The following is a 25,274-nucleotide window of genomic DNA, read 5'->3' as shown; positions in this document are numbered from 1 at the left end:
GCACGGGGCGTGGGCAGGAGCGGAGGCGTACCGGCAGGTAGCGTTGCCCGGGTGAACAGCACACCTGGAACCAGCCCCCTTCCCGAGCCCGACGACGTCGCTCACCTGCGCGCCCGGGTCGCCGAGCTCTTCCCCGCCCTGCGCGGGGACCTCGAGGCGCTCGTGCGCATCCCGTCCGTGTCCAACTCCGCGTTCGACCAGGCGCACGTCGCGGCGAGCGCCGAGGCCGTGGCGGAGCTCCTGCGCGGTGCGGGGCTGCCCGAGGTGCAGATCCTGCACGCCACGGGCGTCGCGGGTCCGCTCGGCGCGCCCGCGGTCGTCGCGCGCCGCCCGGCCCCGGAGGGGGCCCCGACGGTCCTGCTCTACGCGCACCACGACGTGCAGCCCCCGGGCGACGCGGCCGCGTGGGACACGGACCCGTTCGTCCCGACCGAGGTCGACGGCCGGCTGTTCGGTCGCGGTGCGGCCGACGACAAGGCCGGGATCGTGGCCCACGTGGGTGCGCTGCGGGCGCTGTCCGCGCTGGGCGACCTGCCGATCGGCGTGACGGTCTTCGTCGAGGGCGAGGAGGAGGTCGGGTCCCCGAGCTTCCTGCCGTTCCTGAACCAGCACAAGGACCTGCTCGCGGCCGACGTGATCGTCGTCGCGGACTCCGCCAACTGGAAGGTCGGGGTCCCGGGGCTCACCACGAGCCTGCGCGGCCTGGTCGACTGCGACGTCGAGGTCGCGGTGCTGGGCCACGCGGTGCACTCGGGCATGTTCGGCGGTCCGGTGCTCGACGCGCTCACGCTGCTCTCACGCCTGATCGCCACCCTCCACGACGAGCAGGGCAACGTCGCGGTCGAGGGCCTGGTCTCCGCGCCGGACCCGACCGTCGACTACGAGGAGGCGGACTTCCGCGCGGACTCCTCGGTGCTCGACGGCGTCCGCCTCGCGGGCGAGGGGACGCTGACGGGTCGCCTCTGGACCAAGCCGGCGCTGTCGGTCATCGGCATCGACGCGCCGAGCGTCGCGCACGCGTCCAACACGCTGACCCCGCGCGCGACGGCCAAGATCTCGCTGCGGATCGCACCCGGCCAGGACCCGGCGGCCGCGCTCGTGGCGCTGCGCGCGCACCTCGAGTCGAACGCGCCGTTCGGTGCGCAGGTCACGGTGCACGACGGCGAGACGGGCAAGCCGTTCCAGGCGCCGACCGACTCGTCCGCGATGCAGGCCGCACGCTGGGCGTTCGAGACGTCGTGGGGCACGGCGCCGGTCGATATCGGCATCGGCGGCTCGATCCCCTTCATCGCGGACCTGCTCGACGTCTTCCCCGACGCGGCCATCCTGGTGACGGGCGTCGAGGACCCCGACTCGCGCGCGCACGGCGCGAACGAGTCGGTGCACCTCGGCGAGCTCGAGAGGGTCGTGCTGGCCGAGGCGCTCCTGCTGACGCGCCTCGCACGGGACGCGCAGGGCTGAGTCGTCGCCGAGAACGGGTCTGCGGTCGGCATCGGCTCGATGACGACCGCAGACCCGTTCTCGACCGGCGACCCCGGTGCTACGTTCGGAGCATGACCCCGCAGGAGATCGAGGAGCTCGTGCTGCTGCGCCGCGCCCGGGATCTCATGGACCGGGAGTACGCGGCGCCGCTCGACGTCCCGACCATGGCGCGCAAGGCCCTCATGTCTCCCGCGCACTTCTCGCGTCGGTTCCGGGCGACGTACGGCGAGACGCCGTACTGCTACCTCATGACGCGACGGATCGAGCGGGCGATGGCCCTGCTGCGGGGCGGGGCGAGCGTCACGGACGCGTGCATGGCGGTCGGGTGTACGTCGCTCGGCTCGTTCAGCTCGAAGTTCACCGAGGTGGTGGGCGAGACGCCCTCGGCGTACCGCGGCCGGGAGCACGCCGCGGTCAAGGCCATGCCGCCATGCGTGGCCCAGGTCCTGACGCGCCCGGCGCGCAGCGCCGCCGCGGCTGCGGGGACCGCCGCGCGCTGAGCTCGGCGCCGGCCCGAGGGTGCCGCACGCATCGAGCAGGATCGGAGAAGCGGGCGCGTGAGCCCCGTCCTAGAGTCGCGGTCATGACCATCTCACTGAAGTTCTGCAACATCACCGTCAACGACGTCGACGAGTCGATCGCGTTCTACAGCGACGCACTCGGGCTCAAGGTGCACAACGACGTGGGCTCCGAGGGGTTCCGTTGGGTCACGCTCGGGTCGGACGCCCAGCCCGGGCTGGGCATCGTGCTCTCGGCGCCGCACGCGGGTCGCTCGCAGGCCGACGGCGACGCGCTCCAGGAGCTCATGATCAAGGGAACCCTGCCGATCCTCGTGTTCGCGTCCGACGACGTCGACGCGCTCTTCGAGACAGTCCGGGCGTCGGGGGCCGAGGTCCTGCAGGAGCCCATGGACCAGGACTGGGGTCCGCGCGACTGCGCGTTCCGCGACCCGTCGGGCAACATGGTCCGGATCGCCCAGGCAGCCTGAGCAGGGTCGAGCGGCCGGGGCAGGGCACGAGCGGTCGGCGCCCGAGCCCACGTCGCCCCTGCCGGAGACGTGGTCCCCGCCGGGGTGGTGGGATAGGGGCATGGCGAACGAGACGATGGTCCCCCTCCTGCCGTGCGCGTCGATCGACGAGATCCACGACTTCGCCGTGGCCCTCGGTTTCGAGGTGACCTACCGGCAGACCCGGCCCAACCCGTACCTCGCGCTGCGCCGCGGCGGCATCGACCTGCACTACTTCGCGATGGACGGCTTCCGTCCCGAGGACTCGTACGGCTCGTGCCTGGTCGTGGTCGACGACACCGAGCCCCTGTACGAGGCGTGGGCCGCCGGGCTGCGCGCGCTCCACGGGAAGCTGCCGCTGAGCGGCTTCCCGCGCATCACGCGGCCCCGTCGTCGGGCGAACGCGGGCGGGCTCAGCGGCTTCAGCCTCGTCGACCCCGCGGGAAACTGGTTGCGGGTCGTGCGGCGCCCCGAGGACCCCGCGCCGGCGACGGAGGATCTCGCGGACCCCGGCGCCGACACCTCGGCGGACCGGTCGCCCGCGGCGCGCTCGGGCTCGGGGGAGGACACCGGCCGCCCGGACGGCCCGCCGGGGGAGTCGCGCCTGCTGCTCGCCGTGGCCAACGCGGTGGTCCAGGCGGACTCGCGCGGCGACGTCGGGCAGGCCGTGAAGATCCTCGACGGCGCGCTGCGCCGCGACGCGGAGGCCGGGGACCTGGGCGCCTCGGCCCGGGACCGGGTCGAGGCCCAGGCCTTCCGCGCGGAGCTCGCCGTCCGGCTCGACGACGCCGCGACCGCCCGGCGCATGCTCGACGACGTGGACCGGTGCGTGGCCTCGGCCCGGGGCCAGCACCTCACGCAGGACCTGACGACGGTCCTCGCCCAGCTCGAGGACGTCAGGGCATGGTTGTCGGCCCAGGGATGACGGACACCTCGCGGTAGTGCTCGACGCCCGGGAACGGGTCGTAGAAGTGGTGCAGCAGCGCCTTCCACCGGAGGTACTCGGGCGAGCCGCGGAACCCCTCGGTGTGTGCCTCGAGGCTGTCCCAGCGCACGAGCAGGAGGTACGTCGAGGGGCGCTCGACGCATCGCGACACCGAGAGCCCGCCGAAGCCGGGCATCGCGGAGATGATCGTCCGTGCGTGCGCGAACGCCTCCTCGAAGGCGGCCTCCTGGCCGGGAACCACGTGCAGCAGGGCGTGCTCGAGCACCTCGTCCGTCATGGCCCGCAGCGTAGGGCGGCCCGGGCTCAGCGTGCCGCGACGTCCACGGCCTGGGCCCAGTCGCGCACGTCGGTCGGCAGCTCGGGGCTCACGGTCGAGGTGCCCAGGAGAGCGACGACGTCGGGCCCAGGGATGCGGTCTCCCGCCTTCGAGAGGAACCGGCCCGCGATCAGGCCGCGTGCGCACAGGTCGCCGCCGCGCGTGAAGACCTGCTCGAGGTAGACGACGCGCTCGTCCCACCCGAGGACCCGGGTCGTGATCTCGAAGCGGTCCCAGAGCTGGAGCGAGCGGCGGTACTTCATGGTCGAGGAGGCCACGACCGGGTACCAGCCCTTGTCGCGCAGGAGCCCGAAGGCGCCGAGGTCCGCGAGGAAGTTGCTGCGTGCCACGTCCATCATCTGCAGGTACACGCCGTTGTTGACGTGCAGGTAGAAGTCGAGGTCGCCCGGACGCACGCGCATGCGGGTCACGGAAGGGTCGAGGACCCCGCGGCCGGGGACGGCCCGGCGCGGCAGGGTGCTGGCGATCGTGAGCTGGATCTGTCGGGTCACCGTCGCAGGCTACTACCGAGCACGGGCGGTATCAGGTATCGCGGGTCGGGCGTCGCTCCTGGGCCCGGACGGGCGGGACTCGCCGGTCGTTCGGCCCGTCCATCGATGCGTGTGAGGATGGCCCCCGTGACTTCCCGAACCGCCGCCCCCGTTCCCGACGCCGCCCCGACGTCCGCAGCCCTCGAGAGCTCGTCCGAGACGCCGTCCGCGCCCGAGGTGCCCACCGCCTCCCACCACTGGACCGTCCGCGCGTTCCGCGTCGTCGCGATCGCCGAGGCCTTCTCCTGGGCCGGCCTGCTCGTGGGGATGTACGTCAAGTGGGTCGCCGAGGCCTCCGAGATCGGCGTCAAGATCTTCGGCCCGGTCCACGGCGGTCTGGTCGTCGCCTACGTCGCGCTCGCGCTCGTCGTGGCCGTCCGTCAGCGCTGGTCGCTCCTGACCGTCTTCTTCGCGCTCGCGGCGACGCTGCCGCCGTTCCTCACGGTCTTCTTCGACCGGTGGGCGCACCGCTCGGGCCGCTACGAGGAGCGCGCCAGCGCCTGACCCTGCCGGTCGTGGCGCGGGCCAGGGTCTCAGCCCTCGTACTGCAGCGCGCGCCGGACTTCCTCGGCCACGTCGGCGTTCTCGAGCCGTTCGACGAGGTGGAGCGCCATGTCGATCCCGGCCGACACCCCGGCCGAGGTGACCACGTCGCCGTCGTCGACGAACCGGGTCTCGGTGTCGACGAGGATGCTGGGGTCGAGGCGGGCGAGCTCGTCCACGTGGTCCCAGTGGGTCGTCGCGGGACGCCCGGCCAGCAGTCCGGCGGCGGCGAACGCGAGCGACCCCGTGCACACGCTGGTCAGCAGCGGGGTCCGGGCGCGCATCGCGTGCAACCAGGCGAGGTGCGCCCGGTCCCCGACCAGCCGCTGGACGCCGGGACCGCCGGGGTGCACGAGCACCAGGAGCGGGTCGACGTCGTCGGTCGACCCGTCGGGGACCATGTGCAGACCCTGCGCGAGCCGCACGCCGCCCCCGTCCCTGGAGAACGTCGAGACCCGCGGCTTGAGGGCAGAGCGCTCGCGCCACGTCGTGAACACCTCGTAGGGGCCCGCGACGTTGAGCTCCTCGGCGCCGTCGAACACGAAGATCCCGACGCTCAGACCGTTCCCGGTCGTCATCCGTCACCCCCGAGGGTCGATGCGATGGTGCGACCGTCGGGCCCGCCGGCGGAAGCCGACGAACCCGACGGGTGGTGCTACAGCCCCGGCAGGGCGAGCATCTGGTCGAGCGCGACGCGCGCCCAGTGGGCGTCGTCGGCGTCGACCACGATGCGGTTGACCGTGCGCCCGGCGACGAGCGACTCCATGGCCCACACGAGGTGGGGCAGGTCGATGCGGTTCATGGTCGAGCAGAAGCAGACGGTCGAGTCGAGGTAGTGCACCTGCTTGTCCGGGTGTGCGCGCGCGACGCGGCGCACCAGGTTGAGCTCGGTGCCGATCGCCCAGGACGAGCCGGGCTGGGCCGCGTCGAGCATCTTGATGATGTACTCGGTCGAGCCGACGTAGTCCGCGGCCTCCACGACCTCGTTCTTGCACTCGGGGTGCACGAGCACGTTGACGCCCGGCACCGCGGCACGGATGTCGGTCACGTTGCGCTCGGAGAAGCGCCCGTGCACGGAGCAGTGCCCTCGCCACAGGATCATGCGTGCGTCGCGGAGCTCGGCGTCGGTCAGACCGCCGTTGGGCTTGCGGGGGTCGAAGACCACGCAGTCCGCGGGGGACATGCCGAGCTTCAGCAGCGCGGTGTTGCGCCCGAGGTGCTGGTCCGGCATGAACAGGACCTTGCCCGTGCCGTCCACACCACCCACCTGGTCGAACGCCCAGCGCAGCGCGACCTCCGCGTTCGAGGACGTGCAGATGGTCCCGCCGTGCCGACCCGTGAAGGCCTTGATCGCGGCGGTCGAGTTCATGTACGTGACGGGGAGCGTGACGTCGGCGATCCCGACGTCCTGGAGGACCTCCCATGCGTCCTCGACCTGGTTGATCGCGGCCATGTCGGCCATCGAGCAGCCCGCCGCGAGGTCCGGCAGGACGACCTGCTGGGCGTCAGAGGTGAGGATGTCCGCGCTCTCGGCCATGAAGTGCACACCGCAGAAGAGGATGAACTCGGCCTCGGGACGTGCTGCGGCCTCGCGCGCGAGCTTGAACGAGTCGCCCGTGACGTCCGCGAAGTCGATGACCTCGTCGCGCTGGTAGTGGTGGCCCAGGACGAAGGCCCGCGAGCCGAGCGCGGCGCGGGCCGCACGGGCACGTTCGACGAGGTCGGGGTCGCTGGCCGCCGGCAGCTCGCCGGTGCACTCGACTCCTCGCTCGGAGGCCAGGTCCCGGCCCTGTCCGAGGAGCAGGAGGGGGGAGGGGGCAGGTTCCGCGAAGGCGCTGTCCAACAGGGTGCTCACGGGACCATCGTCGCACAACGGTCGGTCGGCCGAGCAGCCCTGTCGGGGCGGACGGCCTGGCACAATCGCGGCATGCGCCTCCTCCTCGCCGCCGCGGAACCGCTCGCACTGACCGACGGGATCTTGTCCGCCGAGGACGTGTGCGCCCTGGTCGCGCAGACCTGGGCGGCCACGGTGCGCGGCGACGTGGACCCGTGCGTCCTGAACCCGGGCGCGGCCGGCTTCCTGCGCGCGCTCGCGGCCCACGCCCCCGAGCAGGTGGCGGTGGTCGTGCGCGGCGCAGCCGGTGACGACGTGCCCGTGACGTTCCGGCTCGGCCCCCCGTCGTCGACCGGCGCGCGCACCGCCTGGGTCGAGGCGGCGCTCCTGCGTCCTGCGGCGACCGAGGCGAGCACCTCCGCCGGTGGGCTGGGCACGGCGACGAGCTACGGCGTCGGGCAGGTGGTCGCGCTCGCTGCCCGACGTGCCTCGCGCGTCGTCGTGGCGACGGGGGACGGCGGCGCGCACGACGCCGGGGCCGGGATGCTCGCGGCGCTCGCGGGGACCGGGGCGGGGCCGCTGACCTGCGGTGGGTCAGCGCTCGGTGCCACCACCGCCGAGGACGCCGCGCTCGCGCTGCGCGCCCGGGAGGCGCTGCGATCCGTCGAGCTCGTCGGGGCGGTCGAGTCCGACCTGCCGCTGCTGGGCCTGCACGGGGCCAGCGGCGCGCTCGCGGCCGCACGGCCCGCGCTGGCGACGTTCGCCCAGGAGCTCGAGCGGGCGCACGGCCACTACGCGCACGAGGTCACGCGCGCGCTGGAGGGCGCGGCGCGCCGCGACCTGCTGTCGGGCGCTCCGAGCCTCTCCGGCCCGACGGCGTCCCCGGGGCTCGCGAGAGGGGTCGCGCAGCGCGCGGCCGCCGACCGCGCGCTGACCGGACTGCCCGGCGCAGGCGCAGGCGGGGGGCTGGGCTTCGGGATCGCGGCCGCCGGGGGGCGCCTGCTGCCGGGGACGTCGGTGGTCGCGGACGTCGTCGGTCTGGACGGGCGGGTCGGTGCCGCCGACGTCGCGGTCGTGGTCGTCGACCGCCTCGACGCGTCGACGACGCACGACGGCGCACTGCCCGAGGTCGCGCGCCGGGCCGCCGCACGCGGGGTGCCCGTCGTCGTGCTGGCCCGCGAGGTCCTCGCCGGTCGGCGCGAGCAGGCCGCGGCGGGGATCAGCGGTGCCTACGAGCTCGGGCCGGACAGCGACGCGGCGCGTGCGCGGGTCGCTCGCGTGGCCCGGACCTGGGCCGGCAGCGAGAGGTGAGCCCGGGCGTCGTACACTCGGGAACAGAACGATCTCCCGTCGTGTTGACGGGTATGCGAGAAGCCTGAGGACCGATCGGCCTGCCCGGGAGCGGGAGCCGCAGACCGACGGCACACCACGGGGCGAGAGCCCACCGAAGACTGTGCGGAGAACACGATGAGCGAGACCACCGAGACCGCCACCCATGGCGTCCTGCTGACGGACTTCGCGGCCGGCAAGATCCGCAGCCTCCTCGAGCAGGAGGGCCGCGACGACCTGCGTCTGCGCGTCGCCGTCCAGCCCGGCGGCTGCTCCGGTCTGATCTACCAGCTGTACTTCGACGAGCGGGTCCTGGACGGCGACGCCCTCAAGGACTACGACGGTGTCGAGGTCGTCGTCGACAAGATGAGCGTCCCCTACCTGGACGGCGCGACCATCGACTTCGCCGACACCATCGAGAAGCAGGGCTTCACGATCGACAACCCCAACGCGGGCAGCGCCTGCGCGTGCGGCGGTTCGTTCGGCTGATCCGCGAGCGTCGGCAGCCCGGCTGCGTGACGCCGAAGGACCTCGACGGCCCGGTCACCTCACGGTGGCCGGGCCGTTCGCGTCCGGGGCCGTGCCCGCCGGCTACCCGCCCAGACGGACGGTGACCGCCCAGGTCGTGCCGTCGTCGGGCGCCGCGTCGGGGACGTCCACCACGACGCTCTCGACGACGGTGTGGCCGCGCATGCGCGCCCAGGCCGGGACGTCGTGACGGGCCGCGGGGTCGGTCGACCAGACCGTCAGGACGTCGCCCGGGGCGTGGTCGCGGGCCGCGGCCGCGAGCCGGATGACGGGCAGCGGGCAGCGCAGGCCGCGCGCGTCCACGAGCGTGCCGGGCTCGTCGCTCACAGCCCGCTCACCCCGAGCGAGGCGCGCACGCGCGCGACGGCCCCGGGCAGGACCGCGAGGAAGCGGTCGACGTCCTCCTCCGTGGTGGCCCGGTCGAGAGCGATGCGCACGTTGCCGTGCGTCAGGACACCCATCGCCGCGAGGACGTGGCTGGGTTCGAGCGTGCTCGACGTGCACGCGGAGCCCGACCCGACCGCGAAGCCCGCCCGGTCGAGCTCCGTCACCAGGGCCTCGCCGTCGACGAACAGGAACGAGAACGTCACGACGTGGGGGAGCCGGTGGTCGGGATCGCCCACGACCTCGACGTCGGGGATCTGCCCGACGACGGCGCGCACCTTGTCGACGATCGCCCGGCGCCGCGCGTCCTGGGCCGCGCGGTCTGCCGTGACGGACTGGAGCGCGACGGCCGCCGCGAACGCTGCCGGGACGCTGACGCCGCCGGGGAACCACGGCTCGGCGTCCTCAGGCCAGGTCCGGCGCCAGCGCACCCGGTTGCGGACCGCGAGCACGCCCACGCCCGCCGGGCCGCCCCAGTCGGCGGGATCGGCGGCGAGCAGGTCCCACGCGGACGGGACCTCCCCGTGCCCGACGACGGCACCCGCGTCCACGAGCAGCGGGACCCCCGCGGCGCGAGCGGCCCCGTGGACGGCCGCGACGGGCTGGACCGTGCCCACCTCGCCGTTCGCCGCCTGGAGCGCGGCCAGCGCGACGCCAGGGCGCGCCACCGCCTCGGTCATCGCGGCCTCGTCGACCCGGCCGAGGAGGTCGACCGGGACCCTGACGAGGGCGTCGGGCGTCTCCGTGAGCCCGACCGCGAGCTCGGCGGCATGGAGCACGGCGGCGCGCTCGACCGCTGAGACGACGATCCCCGGACCCGTCCGCCGCCGCCCGAGCGCGACCGCACCCACCGCGGCGTGCAGGGCTCCGACGTGCGAGGGGGCGAGATGGACCTCCTCGGTCCGGGCGCCGAGCGCGGCGGCGATCGCCTCGCGGGCGCCGTCCAGGAGCACGGCGGCGCGACGCGCCTCGGCGTACAGGCGCCGGGGATCCGCCCACCCGTCGTCGACGGCCTGGTCGAGCGCGGTGCGCGCGAGGGGGTGCAGGGCCGCCCGACCGCCGTTGTCGAGGTAGACCCGACGCGGGGGCGTCGTGGTGTCGGTCACATGAGCTCCTGAGGGCGTGCGAGGCGGCCAGGGAGGGGTCCGAGGACGCCGATCGGCGAACTTTCATTGCAGACGCGCCGAATGTGCCGTGGGCGCGACGTACACCGTGCACCGTAGCGCGGGCTGCGCGGGAAGCGACGATCTGACAGATGCGTCGAGGGTGTGCCGAACCCCGGGATCTCGCGGGAAGTTGGCGGATTCGTCACGTTCAGAAGCCGCGTTGACGGCGCGAGAGAGGGCATTTGCGCGCTAGGCTCTGTGGGTCGAGGACGAAGGTTCTGCGGGGAACTCGTGGAGAAGATCGAGCCCCCCTGTCGAACGTTGAAGTGAAAGGCCCCCCTTGCACTCGCAATCCCCTAGCCGCACACGGCGAACCATCCTGCGAGCGACGGCTTCCGCCGTCGCGGTCGCAGCGTTGGCGTCCGGTTGTGCCAGTGAGACCGTTCAGCGCGGATTCCTCCCCGGATACTCCGACGGTGAGGTGACCGACCAGACCGCCCGCATCACGTCGCTGTGGAACGGGTCCTGGATCGCAGCACTCATCGTCGGCGTCATCACGTGGGGACTGATCCTGTGGTGCGTGGCCGCCTACCGCAAGCGCAAGGACGACCACGTCCTGCCCGTGCAGACGCGCTACCACCTGCCCCTCGAGATCATGTACACGGCAGTGCCGATCGTCATGGTGCTCGTGCTCTTCTACTACACCGACCGTGACATGACGGCGATCAAGGACCTCTCCGCAGAGCCTGACGTCGAGATCCAGGTCATCGGCAAGCAGTGGAGCTGGGACTTCAACTACCTCACGGACGACGTCTACGAGTCCGGCCAGCACGAGGCCAACGTCGGCGACCTCCGTTCGGAGGACGAGATCGAGGGTGCCCCCGGCACCGCGACCTCGCTGCCGACCCTGTACCTGCCGGTCAACGAGGTCGTCCGGTTCAAGCTGGACTCCCGCGACGTCATCCACTCCTTCTGGATCCCCGCGTTCCTCTTCAAGATGGACATGATCCCGGAGCGCACCAACGAGTGGCAGGTCACCCCCACGCGTGAGGGTGTCTACGCCGGCAAGTGCGCCGAGCTCTGCGGCGAGCACCACTCCGGCATGCTCTTCAACGTCGCCGTGGTCTCCCGCGAGGAGTACGACGCGCAGATGCAGAAGCTCGAGGACAAGGGCCAGATCGGCGAGCTCGGTCTCGACCTGAACCGCCTCCAGGACCCGAACCCCCCCGTCGTCACGGAAGGTGAGAACTGATGGTCGCGCAGGCCGAAGTCATTCCCGGTCTCGCCCCGAAGCGCCAGACGCTCGGACGAACCGTCATCAAGTGGGTCACCTCGACCGACCACAAGACGATCGGGTACATGTACCTGATCACGTCGTTCATCTTCTTCTGCATCGGTGGCCTCATGGCCCTCGTGATCCGTGCCGAGCTCTTCGAGCCCGGCATCCAGATCGTGCAGAGCAAGGAGCAGTACAACCAGCTCTTCACGATGCACGGCACGATCATGCTGCTGCTGTTCGCGACGCCGCTCTTCGCGGGCTTCGCGAACGTCATCATGCCGCTGCAGATCGGCGCACCTGACGTCGCCTTCCCGCGACTGAACATGTTCGCGTACTGGCTCTACCTCTTCGGCGGGCTCATCGCCTCGGCCGGGTTCTTCACGCCGCAGGGCGCAGCGTCGTTCGGATGGTTCGCGTACGCGCCGCTGTCCAACACGACCTTCAGTCCAGGTGCAGGCGGTGATCTCTGGGTCTTCGGCCTCGCGCTCGCCGGCTTCGGCACCATCCTGGGTGCGGTCAACTTCATCACGACGATCATCACGATGCGTGCCCCGGGCATGACCATGTTCCGCATGCCGATCTTCACCTGGAACACGCTCGTCACGAGCCTCCTGGTCCTGATGGCGTTCCCCCCGCTGGCCGCCGCGCTGTTCGCGCTCGGTGCGGACCGTCGCCTCGGCGCGCAGATCTTCAACCCGGAGAACGGTGGCGCCATCCTCTGGCAGCACCTCTTCTGGTTCTTCGGCCACCCCGAGGTCTACATCATCGCCCTGCCGTTCTTCGGCATCGTCTCCGAGATCCTGCCGGTCTTCAGCCGGAAGCCGATCTTCGGCTACAAGGGCCTGGTCTACGCGACGATCGCGATCGCCGCGCTGTCCGTGACGGTGTGGGCGCACCACATGTACGTCACCGGTGCGGTCCTGCTGCCGTTCTTCGCGTTCATGACGATGCTCATCGCGGTCCCGACCGGTGTGAAGTTCTTCAACTGGATCGGCACGATGTGGCGCGGCAAGCTCACGTTCGAGACGCCCATGCTCTGGTCGATCGGCTTCCTCGTGACCTTCCTCTTCGGTGGTCTCACGGGAGTCATCCTCTCGAGCCCGGCGCTGGACTTCAGCCTCTCCGACTCGTACTTCGTCGTGGCGCACTTCCACTACGTGGTCTTCGGGACCGTCGTGTTCGCGATGTTCGCCGGGTTCTACTTCTGGTGGCCCAAGTTCACCGGGCGCATGCTCAACGAGAAGCTCGGCAAGATCCACTTCTGGCTGCTCTTCATCGGCTTCCACGCCACCTTCCTCGTCCAGCACTGGCTGGGCGTGGCCGGCATGCCGCGTCGCTACGCGGACTACATGCCGGAGGAGGGGTTCACGTGGATGAACCAGGTCTCGACGGTCGGCGCGTTCATCCTCGCCGCCTCGACCCTGCCGTTCCTCTGGAACGTCTACACGACCTGGCGCAACGCGCCCAAGGTCACCGTGGACGACCCCTGGGGCTACGGTGCCTCGCTCGAGTGGGCGACGTCCTGCCCGCCGCCGCGGCATAACTTCACGTCGCTGCCCCGGATCCGCTCGGAGCGTCCCGCGTTCGACCTGCACCACCCCGAGGTCGCGGCCATGGACCACGCGGAGCCCAACCCGAACGTCCTGCAGCAGATCTACGGCGACGCAGACCGCCGTGGTGAGCAGCAGGTCGCCGCGGACCGTGTCGAGGGCAAGCAGCACCCCAGCGCCTCGTCCTCGACCATGATCATCGACGAGCCGCGCGACGGCGAGAAGGAGGACGGCAAGTGAAGGTCGAATCGAGGCTCCACCTCTTCCTCGCCCCGTTCTTCCTCCTGATGGCCCTCGTCTACGGATTCTGGAGCCACTGGGAGCCCGTCGGTTCCGCAGCGCTGTTCCTGACCTTCGGGCTCGCGGCCATGATCGGTGGCTACCTGGCCCTCACCGCCAAGCGCATCGACTCGCGCCCCGAGGACGACCCGGACGGTCTCATCGAGCAGGGTGCAGGCGACCAGGGCGTCTACGCGCCCTGGAGCTGGTGGCCTCTGGCCATCGCGGGTGCCGCTGCGATCGCCTTCCTGGGCCTCGCGCTCGGCTGGTGGATCCTCGGGATCGGCGTCGTCCTCGGCGCCGTGGCCCTCGTGGGCTGGGTCTTCGAGTTCTCTCGCGGACAGCACGCGCACTGACCGACCGCACGACTCGACGGGCCCCGTCTCCCTCAGGGAGACGGGGCCCGTTCGCGTTCCCGGCACAGGGCAGCTCGGGAGGTCCGGGCCGCGGGAGAGCGGGGGAGCGCGGGAGCGCGGGAGCGGCCGAGGCGCAGCGGCCGCAGGGGTAGTGATGGGCTCACCGATATCGGGGAACCAGTCCCCGCGGCCGTGCCGGGCCCTCGTGGACCGTCGCCTGGAGCGCGACCGTGCGTCGAGTGCGTCGAGTGCGTCGAGTGCGCTCAGGAGGTCGCGGGTCACGGCCCGAGGTGAACCGGTGGCGCACGTCGGGAACGTCGTGCACGGCAGCCTCCTGAGCGGCCTGGGCGTGCGCCGTGCCCTCGTCGGGTGGGTGTGTCACGCCGAGGTGGAAGGACGCTCGTGTCGTCGACCCGGATGTCGACCCCGGTCCAGACTCCGACGACCTGCACGGCGGCACCGAGCGAGCTCGGTCCGGTCGGGATCCTGTGAGTGCCACCACCCATGGTGCGTCCGGGCTGGGAGGCACGTGGTGGAGGCCGCCCGGCTCGTGCTCCAGGAGAAGCCCGTAGCGGCCTCGTGACGCCACGAGGTCTCCCGTCGCGAACCCGCCCCTTCCGTCGACCACGGCCATGGCCGGTCCTCCGCTCGCCGGCGCCCGTCACAGACGAACGGGCCGCACAGACACCCCGAGAAGGGGTCTGTGCGGCCCGTGGGGCGACGCAGAGGGTCAGGCGGGGATGATGAGGCCTTCGCCCTGGGTGCGGGCGCGTGCGAGGCGTGCGTCGGCGTCGGCCCAGTTGACGAGGTTCCACCAGGCGGTGACGTAGTCGGCGCGCACGTTCTGGTAGTCGAGGTAGTAGGCGTGCTCCCAGACGTCGAGCAGGACGATCGGGACCAGGCCCAGGGCGATGTTGCCCTGCTGGTCGTAGAGCTGGACGATGATGAGCTTCTTGCCGAGGGTGTCCCAGGCGAGGATGGCCCAGCCCGAGCCCTGGACGCCTGCGGCGACCGCGGCGAAGTGCTTCTTGAACTTCTCGAACGAGCCGAAGTCCTCGGCGATGGCTGCGGCGATGTCGCCGGTGGGCTCGCCGCCGCCCTCGGGGGAGAGGTTGGTCCAGAACGCGGAGTGGTTGACGTGTCCGCCGAGGTTGAACGCGAGGTTCTTCTCGTGGAGGTTGACCGCGGCGAGGTCGCCGGAGTCGCGGGCCTCGGCGAGCTTCTCGAGTGCCGTGTTGGCGCCGGTCACGTAGGCCTGGTGGTGCTTGGAGTGGTGCAGCTCCATGATGCGGCCGGAGATGTGGGGCTCGAGTGCGCCGTAGTCGTACGACAGCTCGGGAAGGGTGTAGACAGCCATGCCGGTGTGCCTCCTGGATCGGTGCGCCGCACCGCGCAGGTGCGACATCTGTGGCGAAAGGTTCGGTCGGTGCGAACCGAGCGAACACGACATCCGTGGAACGCGAACGACCCGTGAGATGTTCCGGCGGGTGCCGGACCGTCTCACGGGTCGTTCTGCTCCGAGGGGAGCGGGTCAGTGCTTGGTGCTGCCGGTGTCGTCAGGGCTGACGATGTGGCTGCCGCCGCCGACCGCCGAGCCGGACTCCACGGCGGGCGTGGTGTCCGCGGCGCCGAGCGCGTCGTGCTCGCCGTGCGAGTGGGACGCGGCCACCTCCGAGGGGGTCACGGGCTCGACCCGGTCCTCGTAGAAGAAGCGCGACAGACGCTGCATCCGGCGGTCCTTCTTGTAACCCTTGCGGCGGACACCGCGAGAGTCGGTCGCCGGCTCGATCTCCAGGGGAGCGTGCGCCGTGTAGTTCACACGGAGCCAGCGCTCCTGGTCGTCGAGCGGACGGTGGACCTCGATGTACTCGCCATGCGCGAAGCGCACGATGCGGCCGGTCTCGTGGCCGTGCAGGACGAGCTCGCGGTCCTTGCGCTGCAGCCCGAGGCAGATGCGCTTGGTGATCCAGAAGGCGATCACCGGGCCGACGAAGAGCAGCACACGGAAGACCCACGTGATCGCGTTGATCGACAGGTGGAAATGCGTCGCGATGAGGTCGTTCGACCCGGCGAGAGCCAGGATGATGAACGCCGTCAGGAAGCCGACACCGAGGCCCGTGCGGACCGGGACGTTGCGCGGACGGTCGAGCACGTGGTGCTCGCGCTTGTCCTTGGTCACGGCGGCCTCGAGGAACGGGTAGACCGCGAGGAACGTGAACAGCAGGCCCGGGATCACGACCGCGGGGATCAGGATGTTGAGCGAGAGCGTGTAGCCCGCGATCACGTACTCGGTCTGCCCGGGCATGAGTCGTAGCGAGCCCTCGAGGAACAGCATGTACCAGTCGGGCTGAGCACCGGCCGAGACGGGGGAGGGGTCGTACGGTCCGTAGTTCCAGACGTTGTTGATGGCCATCGTGGCGCCCATCGCGGCGATGACGCCGAACACCACGAAGAAGAAGCCACCAGCCTTGGCGACGTACACGGGGAACAGCGGGAAGCCGACCACGTTGGCGTTGGTGCGGCCGCCACCGGGGTACTGCGTGTGCTTGTGCAGCACGACGAAGAACAGGTGGAGGGCGACGAGCGCCAGGATCAGGCCCGGGACCACGAGGATGTGCAGCGTGAAGAGCCTCGGGATGATGTGCTCGCCCGGGAACTCGCCACCGAAGATGAAGTACGACATGTACGACCCGATGATCGGGATCGACTTGACGACGCCGTCGGTGATGCGCAGACCGTTGCCGGAGAGCACGTCGTCCGGGAGCGAGTAGCCCGTGAAGCCGGCGGCGAGCCCCAGGATCATCAGGAGGAACCCGACCATCCAGTTGAGCTCACGCGGCTTGCGGAACGCCCCGGTGAAGAAGACGCGCATCATGTGCGTCACGATCGCGGCCATGAAGAGCAGGGCCGACCAGTGGTGGATCTGACGCATCAGCAGACCGCCGCGCACCTCGAACGAGGTGTGCAGCGTCGAGGCGAAGGCCTCGGACATGAGCTGGCCGTTCATCGTGGCGGGCTCACCGTGGTACGTGACCAGGCCCATGCTCGGCACGAAAAACATCGTCAGGAAGAAGCCCGAGAGGATGAGGACGACGAACGAGTAGAGGGCGATCTCGCCCAGGAGGAACGACCAGTGGTCCGGGAAGACCTTGCGGGCGAACTCCTTGACGGCCCCGGCGATGCCGGTCCGCTGGTCCAGATAGTCTGCGGTCGCTTCAGCGGGTCCCGCGGTGCTGGTGCTCACTTGAGGCGCTCCCAGTAGCTCGGTCCGACGGGCTCCAGGAAGTCGCTCTGAGCGACCAGGTAGCCCTCGTCGTCAACGGTGATCGGCAGCTGAGGGAGCGGCCGCTTGGCGGGGCCGAAGACGACCTTGGCGCCGTCCGCGACGTCGAAGGTCGACTGGTGGCACGGGCACAGCAGGTGGTGCGTCTGCTGCTCGTAGAGCGCGACCGGGCACCCGACGTGGGTGCAGACCTTGGAGTAGGCGACGATGCCGTCGTACGACCAGTCCTTGCGGTCCTCGGCCTCCTTGAGGTCACGAGGGTCGAGACGGACCATCAGGACGATGGCCTTGGCCTTCTCGGAGATCCACTCGTGCGAGGTGCGCACCTCCTCCGGCACGTCGGGGATGACGTGGAAGGCGCTGCCGATCGTGACGTCCTCGGCCTTGATCGGGCGGCCCGAGGGGTCGAGCGCGAGGCGCATCTTGGGCTTCCAGAGCGTGTGGCGGAACTTGTTGACGTTCCAGTCTCCACCCACCTCGGCCACGAGGGGAACAGCGATCGCGAGCGGGAAGAGCGCGAGGGCGGTGACGACCGCGCCCTTGAGCACGCCACGACGGGCGATGCCCGAGTCCTGGGCACCCTCGGTCAGGGCCTGCACGGCCTCGGCGCGGACGGCGTCCGAGCTGCGCTGGGCGTGCCGCTCGTCGACGTGCTCGTGGTCCGACATGAGGGTCTTGGCCCAGTGGACCGCTGCGAGACCGATACCGAGCAGCGAGAAGGCCAGGCCGAGACCGATGATCAGGTTGGCCGTGCGGATCCCCGCGATCGAGGTGTCGTCGGGCAGCGCGAAGAACGCGACCAGCATGCCGATGGTGCCGATGATCGAGATCGTGAAGAGGATCACGACCTGCTTCTCGGCACGCTTGGCGGCCTGGGGGTCACGGTCTGCCATCCGGCTCTTGTGGGCCGGGATACCCGGATCCTGGAAGCGGTCGAGCTCGCGCCCGTCCTGCTTGGTCAGGTCCGTCGAGTTCTGGTTGTCGCTCACGACGACTTCGCTCCGATCCACACGGCGGCGCCGATCAGTAGACCCATGCCCACGATCCACACCCAGAGGCCCTCGCTGACGGGGCCGAGAGAACCAAGGTCCAGCCCACCGGCGGAGCCCTCACGCTGCTCGACGAGGTACGCGATGACGTCGCGCTTCTCGTCGGGCGTGATGTTCATGTCGTTGAACACCGGCATGGACTGCGGGCCGGTCTGCATGGCCTGGTAGATGTTGCGCTCCGAGGTGTCCCACAGCGCGGGCGCGAACTTGCCCTCGGACAGGGCGCCGCCCGCTCCGACGGCGTTGTGGCACATCGCGCAGTTGGTGCGGAAGACCGCAGCACCGTTCGACGGGTCTCCGAGCGCGGCGTCGACCTGCTCGTCCGTGGGGATCGCCGGGCCGGCGCCCAGGGAGGCGACGTACGCGGCGAGCTGCGCGGTCTGCTCCTCGTCGAACTGGCGCGGCTTCTGGATGGCCTGGGGGCCTTCCATCTGCATGGGCATACGACCCGTCGACACCTGGAAGTCGACAGCGGCCGCTCCCACGCCGACGAGGGACGGAACGGTGTCCGACCCCTCGGCGTTGGGGCCGTGGCAGGTGGCGCAGTTCGCCTGGAAAAGCTTCTGGCCTGTCTCGATGTCCTCGGTGCTGGCGGTGTCAGCGCTGGCTGGACTCGGGGCAAAGGCGGCGTAGACGCCGCCGGTGACCAGCAGCGCCAGCAGCAGCAGCACGACCGGTGCGAAGCGGTGGTGTCTGCGGGCGGCGAGTGCCTTCACGAAATGATCCTCGTCTCGCAAGTGGGGGGTGCAGGGGGCAGATGTGGTTGTCCGGGCATCGGTGCCGCGGGCGTCACCGCGTCAGCGGAGGATGTAGATCACGAAGAAGAGTGCGATCCACACGACGTCGACGAAGTGCCAGTAGTAGGACGTCACGATGCCGGTGGTGGCCTCGTGGTGCCCGAAGTTCTTGGCGGCGAAGGACCGACCGAGAAGGAACAGGAAGGCGATCAGACCACCCACGACGTGGAGTCCGTGGAAGCCCGTTGCCAGGAAGAAGACCGAGCCGTAGGGGTGCGACGAGATGGTGAGTCCCTCGTGCACTAGCTCGGCGTACTCGTAGACCTGACCGCCGATGAAGAACGCACCCATGAGGTACGTGAGCGTGATCCACTCGTTCATCCCCCACCGGTTGACCTGGAAGATCGATCCGGTGCGGACGGGCTGGAAACGCTCCGCCGCGAGGACACCCAGCTGGCACGTCACGGAGGACAGCACCAGCACCGACGTGTTGATCACGGCGAAGGGGATGTTGAGCTTCTCGGTCTGAGAAGCCCACTCCTCGGCGGGTATCACCGATCGTGCGGTGAAGTACATAGCGAACAGTCCAGCGAAGAACATGAGCTCGCTGGCCAGCCACACGATCGTCCCGACCGAGACAGGGTTCGGTCGGTTGACGCTCACGTGCTGGTGGGCGTGGGGGGCAGCCGTTGCGGTCGACACATCAGCCATTATGGCCGACGTGGGCGTGCTTTGGACCACCGATCCGGGGGGTGGCGCGCGGCAAATCTCACAAAGTCTCCAGATTCTCCCACCAAGCCCTGCACTTCATGACGGATCACGGGGAAGTGCCATGAAACGGCGGGAATTCGGGGGTCGTGACCACGGCCTGGAACGCCCCTGTCCGTCGCGGCGCGCGAGGATGTCGCCCGTGCGTCCGACGTGCCAAGATGCCCAGGAGTGCTGTGCCTCCGGCTCGGCGATCGCGGTGGTCCACCACCGCACGACCGGCAGGCACGAGCAGGCTCGACCGGGAACCGGACGAGACCCGAACCAGAAGGAGGCGACGATGACGTCGACGACGAACGGCCTGACGACCACCACCACGGAGCAGGACGCGCTCTCCGAGGTCGGGCCGGTCCAGGCCGTGCGCGCGCCGCACATCCTGCTCTACAGCGACGACGTGACGGTGCGCGAGCAGGTGCGCCTCGCCGTCGGGCGTCGCGTGCGGGCGGGAGCTCCCGACATCGTCTGGAAGGAGGTCGCGACCTCCACCGCGGTCGTGGCTGCGGCCGACGCGGGCGGCTGGGACCTCCTGGTGCTCGACGGGGAGGCCGACAAGGCCGGCGGCATGGGCCTGTGCCGCCAGCTCAAGAACGAGATCTTCCGGTGCCCGCCGGTTCTGGTCCTCACCGGCAGGCCGCAGGACGGTTGGCTAGCATCGTGGTCGCTCGCCGACGAGGCCGTCCCCCGGCCGTTCGACGCCATCGAGCTGCAGCGAGCGATCGTCTCGCTGATCGAATGACCTCATGAAGGGCAGATCCCGTGACCACGACACCGGGCACTCCGGCAACCGTCCCGTCCGTCCTCGCACCCCAGGGCGCCTCCCTGGTGCCTGAGCAGACGGCGCCGTCGTGGCCGGGTCTCCTGTCCGAGCTCATCGCGGGTCGGGAGCTGACCCCGGAGCTGACGGCGTGGGCCATGGACATGGTGCTCTCGGGAGAGGTCAGCCCCGTGCGCCTCGCGGCCTTCCTCGTCGCACTGCGCTCCAAGGGCGAGACCGTGGGCGAGCTGCGCGGCCTGGCCGACGCGATGCTCGCCCACGCGACCCGGTTCACGGTGCAGGGGCCGGCGGTGGACATCGTCGGGACCGGCGGCGACCGTGCGCACACGGTCAACGTCTCGACCATGGCCGCGGTCGTGATCGCGGGGACGGGCGTCCGCGTCGTCAAGCACGGCAACCGGGCCGCGTCGTCGTCGTCGGGCTCGGCCGACGTGCTCGAGGTCCTGGGCATCCGCCTCGACCAGTCCCCGGAGCGGGTCACGCAGCTGGTCGAGGAGGTCGGCATCACGTTCTGCTTCGCGCAGGTCTTCCACCCCTCGTTCCGGCACTCGGCGGTCGCGCGCAAGGAGCTCGGGATCCCGACGGCGTTCAACTTCCTGGGTCCTCTGACGAATCCCGCCCAGCCCGCCGCGACGGCCGTCGGGGTCGCGGACGCGCGCATGGCCCCGCTCGTGGCCGGTGTCTTCGCGTCGCGCGGCACCTCGGCCCTGGTGTTCCGGGGGGACGACGGGCTCGACGAGCTCGCGGCGACCGGCACCTCGACGGTGTGGGAGGTGCGCGACGGCTCCGTCACGACCAGCTCGCTCGACGCTGCGGCCGAGCTGGGCCTGCAGCGGATCACGGTCGAGGACCTGCGGGGGGCCGACGCGAGGTTCAACGCCGAGGTCGCACGACGCGTCCTGGCGGGCGAGGCCGGGCCCGTGCGGGAGACGGTGCTGCTCAACGCTGCGGCCGCACTGGTCGCGGACGCGAGCCTGCCCGGCACCGCCGAGGGGACGCTCGTCGAGCGTCTGCGCGCGGGCATGGCCCACGCGGCGACGAGCGTCGACTCGGGTGCGGCGGCGGGCGTGCTGGAGCGCTGGGTCGCCGCCTCGACGCGATGACGACACACGCTCGCCGCCCCGGGTGACGGGGCGCCGACGGGCACCCGTCGGTGGCGAGCGGCGACGACGAGGGCGGGGCGCGGACGGGGGACCGTCCACGCCCCGCCCTCGTGCAGTGGTCAGTCGTCGAGCCCCAGGGCGAACGCCTGCTCGAGGTCGACGTCGGAGTAGGCGCGGAACGCGATGAACGTCTCGGTGCGCAGCACGCCCTCGATCTTGCTGACCCGGTCGGCGATGACGTCGGCGAGGTCGTCGTGCTCCTTGACGCGGACCATGGCCACGAGGTCGGCCTTCCCGGTGACCGAGTAGACCTCGCTGACACCGCGGAGCGAGGCGACCTGCGAGGCCACCTCGGGGATGAGGTTCGGTTCGGTGTCGATCAGCACGATCGCGGTCAGCATGGGTCCTCCGTCGGGTCCGAGGCGCGGGGCTCGTCGTTCGACGAACCGGGGTCCAATCTAGCCTCGACGTGCTGGGCGACGCGCTGCGCGGTGCGGTCGCGGTCCGCGAAGGCGCGCGCCGAGCGGACGGGCCAGGCGAGCGGGTGCGTCACGTCCACGAGCCGGACGCCGGGCTGCTCGAGCCAGCCGAGCACGAGCTCGGCCTCGTGCGGGTGGCACGCGGGCGCAGGGGCGACGGGCGGCGCGACCTCCTCGGCCGTCGCGACGAGGGCCTCGATCGTGGGCCACGGGTCGGCCCCCGGGGCTGAGACCCCGGTCGCCGCGAGGCGGGCGTGGCGCACCACGACGATCTCCCACCCGCCCCGGTCGAGGGGCTTGGCCGCCACGAGCTCGGCGCACTCCGCGAGCGGCCCGAGCCGTTGCGCGCGTCCCGCCCCGAGCAGGAACGCCTCGAGGCGCGCGGTGACCTCGGCGGCCTGCTCGTAGCGTTCGTCGGCGGCGAGCGCGGCGATCCGCGCGGTCAGGGGGTCGACGACGTCGCTCGGGTCCGCGAGCAGCGTCCGGCGGGCGCGTCCCACCACGGCGGGGTAGCCCTGCGGCTCCTGTGCTGTCGTGCAGGGCGCACCGCACCGCCCCATCTCGGCCAGCGCGCACGCGCTGGCCCCCGGGGAGGGCAGCAGCGGCAGGCGGGGCGTGCACTGGCGCAGGGGGAGCGCGTCGTGCAGCGCGTCGATCGCCTGCTGGGCCTGGCGCCGTGACGAGTAGGGGCCGATGTGCGCGGCGTCGGGCCTGACGTCCTGGACGATCGAGAGCCGCGGGTGGTGCTCGCGCGTCAGGCGCACCCAGCTCATGCGCTCGGGAAACTTGGAGCGACGGTTGTAGCGGGGCGAGTGCTCGGCGATGAGCCGCAGCTCGCGCACCTGGGCCTCGAGCACGGTCGCGCACACCACGGGCGTCACGGCGTGCGCGATGCGCACCATCTCGGTCATCCGGCTGCGCTTCTCGGCGGCCGTGAAGTAGCTGCGGACCCGGCGGCGGATCGAGGTGGAGGTGCCCACGTACAGGACCTCCTCGCCCGGTCCGCGGAACAGGTAGACCCCGGGGGCGTCGGGCAGGCCGTCGGCGAGCGTGCGCTTGCGCCGCACGTCCGGCGGGACGGGGTCCGTCGCGGTCGCGAGGTCCTCGAGGTGCGTGATGCCGAACGGGGCGAGCCGTTCGAGCAGGGCGTGCAGGACGTCGACCGTGGCGCGCGCGTCGGCCAGCGCCCGGTGCTCGGGCGTCACGGCCGCGTGGAAGAGCGCGGCGAGCGTCGAGAGCTTGTGGTTGGGGGCCTCGTCGCGGGTCACGACCCGACGGGCGAGGGGGACGGTGTCGAGGACCTGGTTGCCCGGCCAGTCGTAGCCCGCGTCGCGCGCGGCAGCCTTGAGGAAGCCGATGTCGAACGGTGCGTTGTGCGCGACCAGGACCGCTCCCCGGGAGAACTCGAGGAACGAGGGCAGCACGGCCTGGATCGGGGGCGCGGTCGCGACCATCGCGGTGCTGATCCCGGTCAGGCGGGCGATGAACGCCGGGACGGGGGTGCCGGGGTTGACGAGGGTCTGGAACTCGCCGAGCACCTCCCCGCCACGGACCTTGACCGCGCCGATCTCCGTGATGCCCGACGAGGCGGGCGAGCCGCCCGTCGTCTCGAGGTCCACGACCACGAACGTGACGTCCTGCAGGGGGGTGCCCAGCTCGTCGAGGCCGAGCTGGACGGGGATGCTCCCGGGGACGACGTCGGGGGTGAACGAACGGACCGAGAGCTGCGGGGGAGCGGCCGAGGCTGCGGCGGTCGGGGACGACATGGGCCCGAACGTACCCGGGGGCACCGACACGGCCGGTGGCGGCCGCGCGGGACGCAGTGCACGCCCGCGCCGCGCCGTCAGGACCCGACGCCCCGTTCGCCCGTAGTGTTGTCCCATGGATGGGACGAGTCGGGACAACAAGGACGCTGTGCCGCGCTCGGTCGAGATCCCGGGTGCGTCCGCGGGGTCGTCTCCGGAGGGTGGCATCGCACGTCCGCCGGTCCCGCCCGAGGTTCGCACCCAGCTCCTCGAGCTGGCCGCGCGCGTCCTGGGCGAGTGGGACCCCGCGACCGTCCCGGTCGCGCTGCGCCGCGTCAGGACGTTCGCGCCGCGCCGGCGCGCGGCATCAGGAGCGGTGCCGCTCTGGCAGGCGCTCGAGACGAGCCCGTCCTTCCGGTCCGCGGTCGCGGCCGCGTGGAGCGCCGCGCACCCGTCCGAGGCGCGCGAGCTCGTGCCCGACGGCGCCGCGACCACCGCGACGACCGGCCCCGACACGTCGGCCGGGCCGGGCGACGACGAGCGGGCCCCCGGCTCGGACGCCGTCTCGCTCGACCGGGGGACCGAGTCCCTGGTCGCCTCCGCGGAGCCGGCGAGCGCGACGCGGACCGTGGGCGAGGTGCCCGCTCCGGCGCCCCGCGCCGCTCCCGACCGCACGTCCGCCCCCGAGGCGAGAGGCGCCGTCGGGCAGGGCGGGGAGCTCGTCTCCACGGCCGAGACCGCCCGCGGCGGGGCGGGACGCGCCCTGGATCTCGCCGTCGGCGCGTTCCTGCTGCGTCCCGACGGCTGGGAGAGCTACCTCGACCGGGCGCTCCAGGACGCCCAGGAGCGCGAGCAGGAGCAGCGCCGGGCCCAGGAGGCCGAGCGGGCCGTGACCGAGCGCGACAGGGCCCTTGCCGAGCTCGACGCGGCCAGGCAGGCCGCGGCCGCCGACCGTGCCGCGCTCGAGGAGGCCCGTGCGGAGCTCGCGACCCTGCGTCGTACCGAGCGCAGGCTGCGCTCGGACGCCGACCGTGCCCGCTCCGAGGCGCGCGCCGCCCGCGCCGAGGCCGACGCGCGGACGCAGGCCGCCGAGGCGCTCGCCACCCAGGCCGCCGCCGAGCGGCGCGAGGCCGCGGTCGCGCTCGAACGCGCCCACGCTGCCCGCGACGAGGCCCGCACGCTCACGCATACCGGGGCCGAGCTCGCCAACGCTCGGGCGCGACTGCTGCTGGAGACGGTCGTCGACGCGGCGGTCGGGCTCCGCCGAGAGCTCGGGATCCCCCCGACCACGCTGCGGCCCGGCGACACCGTGGCTCCCCTCGAGGTCGACGCCGCTGGCCACGGCACGGGCAGCACGACGCGACCGGGCTCGCGCGGGCGCGCGGGCGACGACCCGGCGCTGCTCGACGACGTGCTCGCCGTGCCCCAGATGCACCTGATCGTCGACGGGTACAACGTCAGCAAGACGGGTTTCGGCACGCTCACGCTCGCGCAGCAGAGACGCCGCCTCGTCGACGGGCTCGTCCGCATCGCCTCGCGCACGGGCGCCGAGGTCACGTGCTGCTTCGACGGCCAGGAGCTGGGCCACATGCCGCCCGCGAGCACGCGCGGGGTCCGGGTCCTGTTCTCGTCGGGGGAGATCGCCGACCACCTGATCCGGCGCCTGGTCGCCGCAGAGCCCGAGGGGCGGCCCGTGGCCGTCGTCACGAGCGACCGCGAGGTCGCCGACGACGTCCAGGCCATGGGCGCGGTGGCGATCGGCTCGCCCGCGCTCGTCGGGCGGCTCGCGCGGCTCTGACGGGTCGGCGGGCGCGTCACCGTCGGTGGGCGGGGCGATCGTGATCGG

General features: G+C 71.7%; 26 protein-coding genes. 13 read left to right on the top strand and 13 right to left on the bottom strand.

Features of this window, described 5'->3' with window-relative positions; genetic code table 11:
* The first annotated feature begins 51 nt into the window (after window positions 1–51).
* From JOD48_RS11705 to JOD48_RS11690, 4 genes are all read left to right on the top strand, one after another.
* The gene (locus JOD48_RS11705; protein ID WP_204809166.1) at window positions 52–1,461 is read left to right on the top strand and encodes a dipeptidase; all 1,410 of its coding nucleotides are present in this window, start codon (window positions 52–54) and stop codon (window positions 1,459–1,461) included.
* A gap of 92 nt (window positions 1,462–1,553) precedes the next feature.
* Window positions 1,554–1,982 (top strand): helix-turn-helix transcriptional regulator, encoded by a 429-nt coding sequence (locus JOD48_RS11700; protein WP_191789099.1) that lies wholly within the window; start codon window positions 1,554–1,556, stop codon window positions 1,980–1,982.
* Window positions 1,983–2,065: 83 nt separating this feature from the next.
* Complete coding sequence (locus JOD48_RS11695; RefSeq protein ID WP_204809164.1) at window positions 2,066–2,470, top strand: VOC family protein; 405 nt, start codon at window positions 2,066–2,068, stop codon at window positions 2,468–2,470.
* Between the two features lie 100 nt (window positions 2,471–2,570).
* A complete protein-coding gene (locus JOD48_RS11690) occupies window positions 2,571–3,413 on the top strand; it encodes a DUF8817 family protein (protein ID WP_204809162.1) in 843 nt (280 codons plus the stop codon).
* On the opposite strand, the gene JOD48_RS11685 is transcribed toward JOD48_RS11690, so the two are convergent.
* Window positions 3,385–3,711, bottom strand: coding sequence for an antibiotic biosynthesis monooxygenase family protein (locus JOD48_RS11685; RefSeq protein ID WP_204809160.1), 327 nt, complete (start codon window positions 3,709–3,711; stop codon window positions 3,385–3,387). The two genes, JOD48_RS11690 and JOD48_RS11685, sit on opposite strands and share 29 nt — an antisense overlap.
* A gap of 26 nt (window positions 3,712–3,737) precedes the next feature.
* Window positions 3,738–4,262, bottom strand: coding sequence for an acyl-CoA thioesterase (locus JOD48_RS11680; RefSeq protein ID WP_191789103.1), 525 nt, complete (start codon window positions 4,260–4,262; stop codon window positions 3,738–3,740).
* A gap of 126 nt (window positions 4,263–4,388) precedes the next feature.
* Between JOD48_RS11680 and JOD48_RS19900 the strand changes: the two genes are divergently transcribed.
* On the top strand, window positions 4,389–4,805 hold the full coding sequence (locus JOD48_RS19900; RefSeq protein WP_307824116.1) for a DUF3817 domain-containing protein: 417 nt from the start codon (window positions 4,389–4,391) through the stop codon (window positions 4,803–4,805).
* Window positions 4,806–4,834: 29 nt separating this feature from the next.
* Here the strand turns inward: JOD48_RS19900 and JOD48_RS11670 are convergent, their stop codons facing one another.
* Complete coding sequence (locus tag JOD48_RS11670) at window positions 4,835–5,422, bottom strand: DJ-1/PfpI family protein (RefSeq protein WP_204809158.1); 588 nt, start codon at window positions 5,420–5,422, stop codon at window positions 4,835–4,837.
* A 77-nt stretch (window positions 5,423–5,499) separates the two neighbouring features.
* On the bottom strand, window positions 5,500–6,699 hold the full coding sequence (gene nadA / locus JOD48_RS11665) for a quinolinate synthase NadA (RefSeq protein ID WP_204809156.1): 1,200 nt from the start codon (window positions 6,697–6,699) through the stop codon (window positions 5,500–5,502).
* Between the two features lie 72 nt (window positions 6,700–6,771).
* Here nadA and JOD48_RS11660 point away from each other — a divergent pair, with 72 nt between their 5' ends.
* Window positions 6,772–7,989: a glycerate kinase gene (locus JOD48_RS11660; RefSeq protein WP_204809154.1), complete on the top strand. Its 1,218-nt coding sequence runs from the start codon at window positions 6,772–6,774 to the stop codon at window positions 7,987–7,989.
* Between the two features lie 156 nt (window positions 7,990–8,145).
* Complete coding sequence (locus JOD48_RS11655; protein WP_030153043.1) at window positions 8,146–8,496, top strand: HesB/IscA family protein; 351 nt, start codon at window positions 8,146–8,148, stop codon at window positions 8,494–8,496.
* Between the two features lie 102 nt (window positions 8,497–8,598).
* On the opposite strand, the gene JOD48_RS11650 is transcribed toward JOD48_RS11655, so the two are convergent.
* Window positions 8,599–8,862 (bottom strand): sulfurtransferase TusA family protein, encoded by a 264-nt coding sequence (locus JOD48_RS11650; RefSeq protein WP_191789108.1) that lies wholly within the window; start codon window positions 8,860–8,862, stop codon window positions 8,599–8,601.
* Window positions 8,859–10,025 carry a cysteine desulfurase family protein gene (locus JOD48_RS11645; RefSeq protein WP_204809151.1) on the bottom strand — a complete coding sequence of 389 codons (1,167 nt, stop codon included), beginning with the start codon at window positions 10,023–10,025 and terminating at the stop codon, window positions 8,859–8,861. Before JOD48_RS11645 ends, JOD48_RS11650 begins: the two co-directional genes overlap by 4 nt.
* 340 nt (window positions 10,026–10,365) lie before the next feature.
* On the opposite strand from JOD48_RS11645, the gene ctaC reads away from it, so the two are divergent.
* Genes ctaC through JOD48_RS11630 form a run of 3 tightly spaced genes read left to right on the top strand, consistent with a single transcriptional unit; the run spans window position 10,366 to window position 13,489 of the window.
* The gene (gene ctaC / locus JOD48_RS11640) at window positions 10,366–11,277 is read left to right on the top strand and encodes an aa3-type cytochrome oxidase subunit II (RefSeq protein WP_191789110.1); all 912 of its coding nucleotides are present in this window, start codon (window positions 10,366–10,368) and stop codon (window positions 11,275–11,277) included.
* A complete protein-coding gene (gene ctaD / locus JOD48_RS11635) occupies window positions 11,277–13,094 on the top strand; it encodes an aa3-type cytochrome oxidase subunit I (protein ID WP_191789111.1) in 1,818 nt (605 codons plus the stop codon). Before ctaC ends, ctaD begins: the two co-directional genes overlap by 1 nt.
* Window positions 13,091–13,489, top strand: a complete 399-nt coding sequence (locus JOD48_RS11630) for a cytochrome c oxidase subunit 4 (protein WP_138824250.1) — start codon at window positions 13,091–13,093, stop codon at window positions 13,487–13,489. The genes ctaD and JOD48_RS11630 overlap by 4 nt, the downstream gene beginning before the upstream one ends.
* A gap of 730 nt (window positions 13,490–14,219) precedes the next feature.
* Here the strand turns inward: JOD48_RS11630 and JOD48_RS11625 are convergent.
* The 5 genes from JOD48_RS11625 to ctaE all read right to left on the bottom strand — a co-directional run bounded on the left by JOD48_RS11625 (window position 14,220) and on the right by ctaE (window position 19,269).
* Entirely contained in the window at window positions 14,220–14,846 is a 627-nt protein-coding gene (locus JOD48_RS11625) for a superoxide dismutase (RefSeq protein WP_129429624.1), read from the bottom strand.
* Window positions 14,847–15,020: 174 nt separating this feature from the next.
* Window positions 15,021–16,733 carry a cytochrome bc1 complex cytochrome b subunit gene (gene qcrB, locus JOD48_RS11620; protein WP_191792014.1) on the bottom strand — a complete coding sequence of 571 codons (1,713 nt, stop codon included), beginning with the start codon at window positions 16,731–16,733 and terminating at the stop codon, window positions 15,021–15,023.
* On the bottom strand, window positions 16,730–17,761 hold the full coding sequence (qcrA, locus tag JOD48_RS11615; RefSeq protein ID WP_307824113.1) for a cytochrome bc1 complex Rieske iron-sulfur subunit: 1,032 nt from the start codon (window positions 17,759–17,761) through the stop codon (window positions 16,730–16,732). The genes qcrB and qcrA overlap by 4 nt, the downstream gene beginning before the upstream one ends.
* Window positions 17,758–18,537: a cytochrome bc1 complex diheme cytochrome c subunit gene (gene qcrC / locus JOD48_RS11610; protein ID WP_191792015.1), complete on the bottom strand. Its 780-nt coding sequence runs from the start codon at window positions 18,535–18,537 to the stop codon at window positions 17,758–17,760. The genes qcrA and qcrC overlap by 4 nt, the downstream gene beginning before the upstream one ends.
* 81 nt (window positions 18,538–18,618) lie before the next feature.
* Window positions 18,619–19,269, bottom strand: coding sequence for an aa3-type cytochrome oxidase subunit III (gene ctaE / locus JOD48_RS11605; protein ID WP_191792016.1), 651 nt, complete (start codon window positions 19,267–19,269; stop codon window positions 18,619–18,621).
* Between the two features lie 337 nt (window positions 19,270–19,606).
* Here ctaE and JOD48_RS11600 point away from each other — a divergent pair, with 337 nt between their 5' ends.
* Window positions 19,607–20,062, top strand: a complete 456-nt coding sequence (locus tag JOD48_RS11600; protein ID WP_225227406.1) for a hypothetical protein — start codon at window positions 19,607–19,609, stop codon at window positions 20,060–20,062.
* Between the two features lie 86 nt (window positions 20,063–20,148).
* The gene (gene trpD, locus JOD48_RS11595; protein ID WP_191792093.1) at window positions 20,149–21,204 is read left to right on the top strand and encodes an anthranilate phosphoribosyltransferase; all 1,056 of its coding nucleotides are present in this window, start codon (window positions 20,149–20,151) and stop codon (window positions 21,202–21,204) included.
* Between the two features lie 119 nt (window positions 21,205–21,323).
* Here trpD and JOD48_RS11590 read toward each other — a convergent pair whose 3' ends face one another.
* Both JOD48_RS11590 and JOD48_RS11585 read right to left on the bottom strand, forming a co-directional pair.
* The gene (locus tag JOD48_RS11590; protein WP_138824253.1) at window positions 21,324–21,605 is read right to left on the bottom strand and encodes an Lrp/AsnC family transcriptional regulator; all 282 of its coding nucleotides are present in this window, start codon (window positions 21,603–21,605) and stop codon (window positions 21,324–21,326) included.
* Window positions 21,599–23,449, bottom strand: a complete 1,851-nt coding sequence (locus JOD48_RS11585; RefSeq protein ID WP_191792017.1) for a DEDD exonuclease domain-containing protein — start codon at window positions 23,447–23,449, stop codon at window positions 21,599–21,601. The genes JOD48_RS11590 and JOD48_RS11585 overlap by 7 nt, the downstream gene beginning before the upstream one ends.
* A 115-nt stretch (window positions 23,450–23,564) precedes the next feature.
* On the opposite strand from JOD48_RS11585, the gene JOD48_RS11580 reads away from it, so the two are divergent.
* Complete coding sequence (locus tag JOD48_RS11580; RefSeq protein WP_204809149.1) at window positions 23,565–25,226, top strand: NYN domain-containing protein; 1,662 nt, start codon at window positions 23,565–23,567, stop codon at window positions 25,224–25,226.
* The last annotated feature ends 48 nt before the right edge of the window (window positions 25,227–25,274 follow it).

The organism is Oerskovia paurometabola (assembly GCF_016907365.1).
In the GTDB taxonomy this organism is placed as follows: domain Bacteria; phylum Actinomycetota; class Actinomycetes; order Actinomycetales; family Cellulomonadaceae; genus Oerskovia; species Oerskovia paurometabola.
This window is presented reverse-complemented; position numbering and strand designations above follow the sequence as displayed.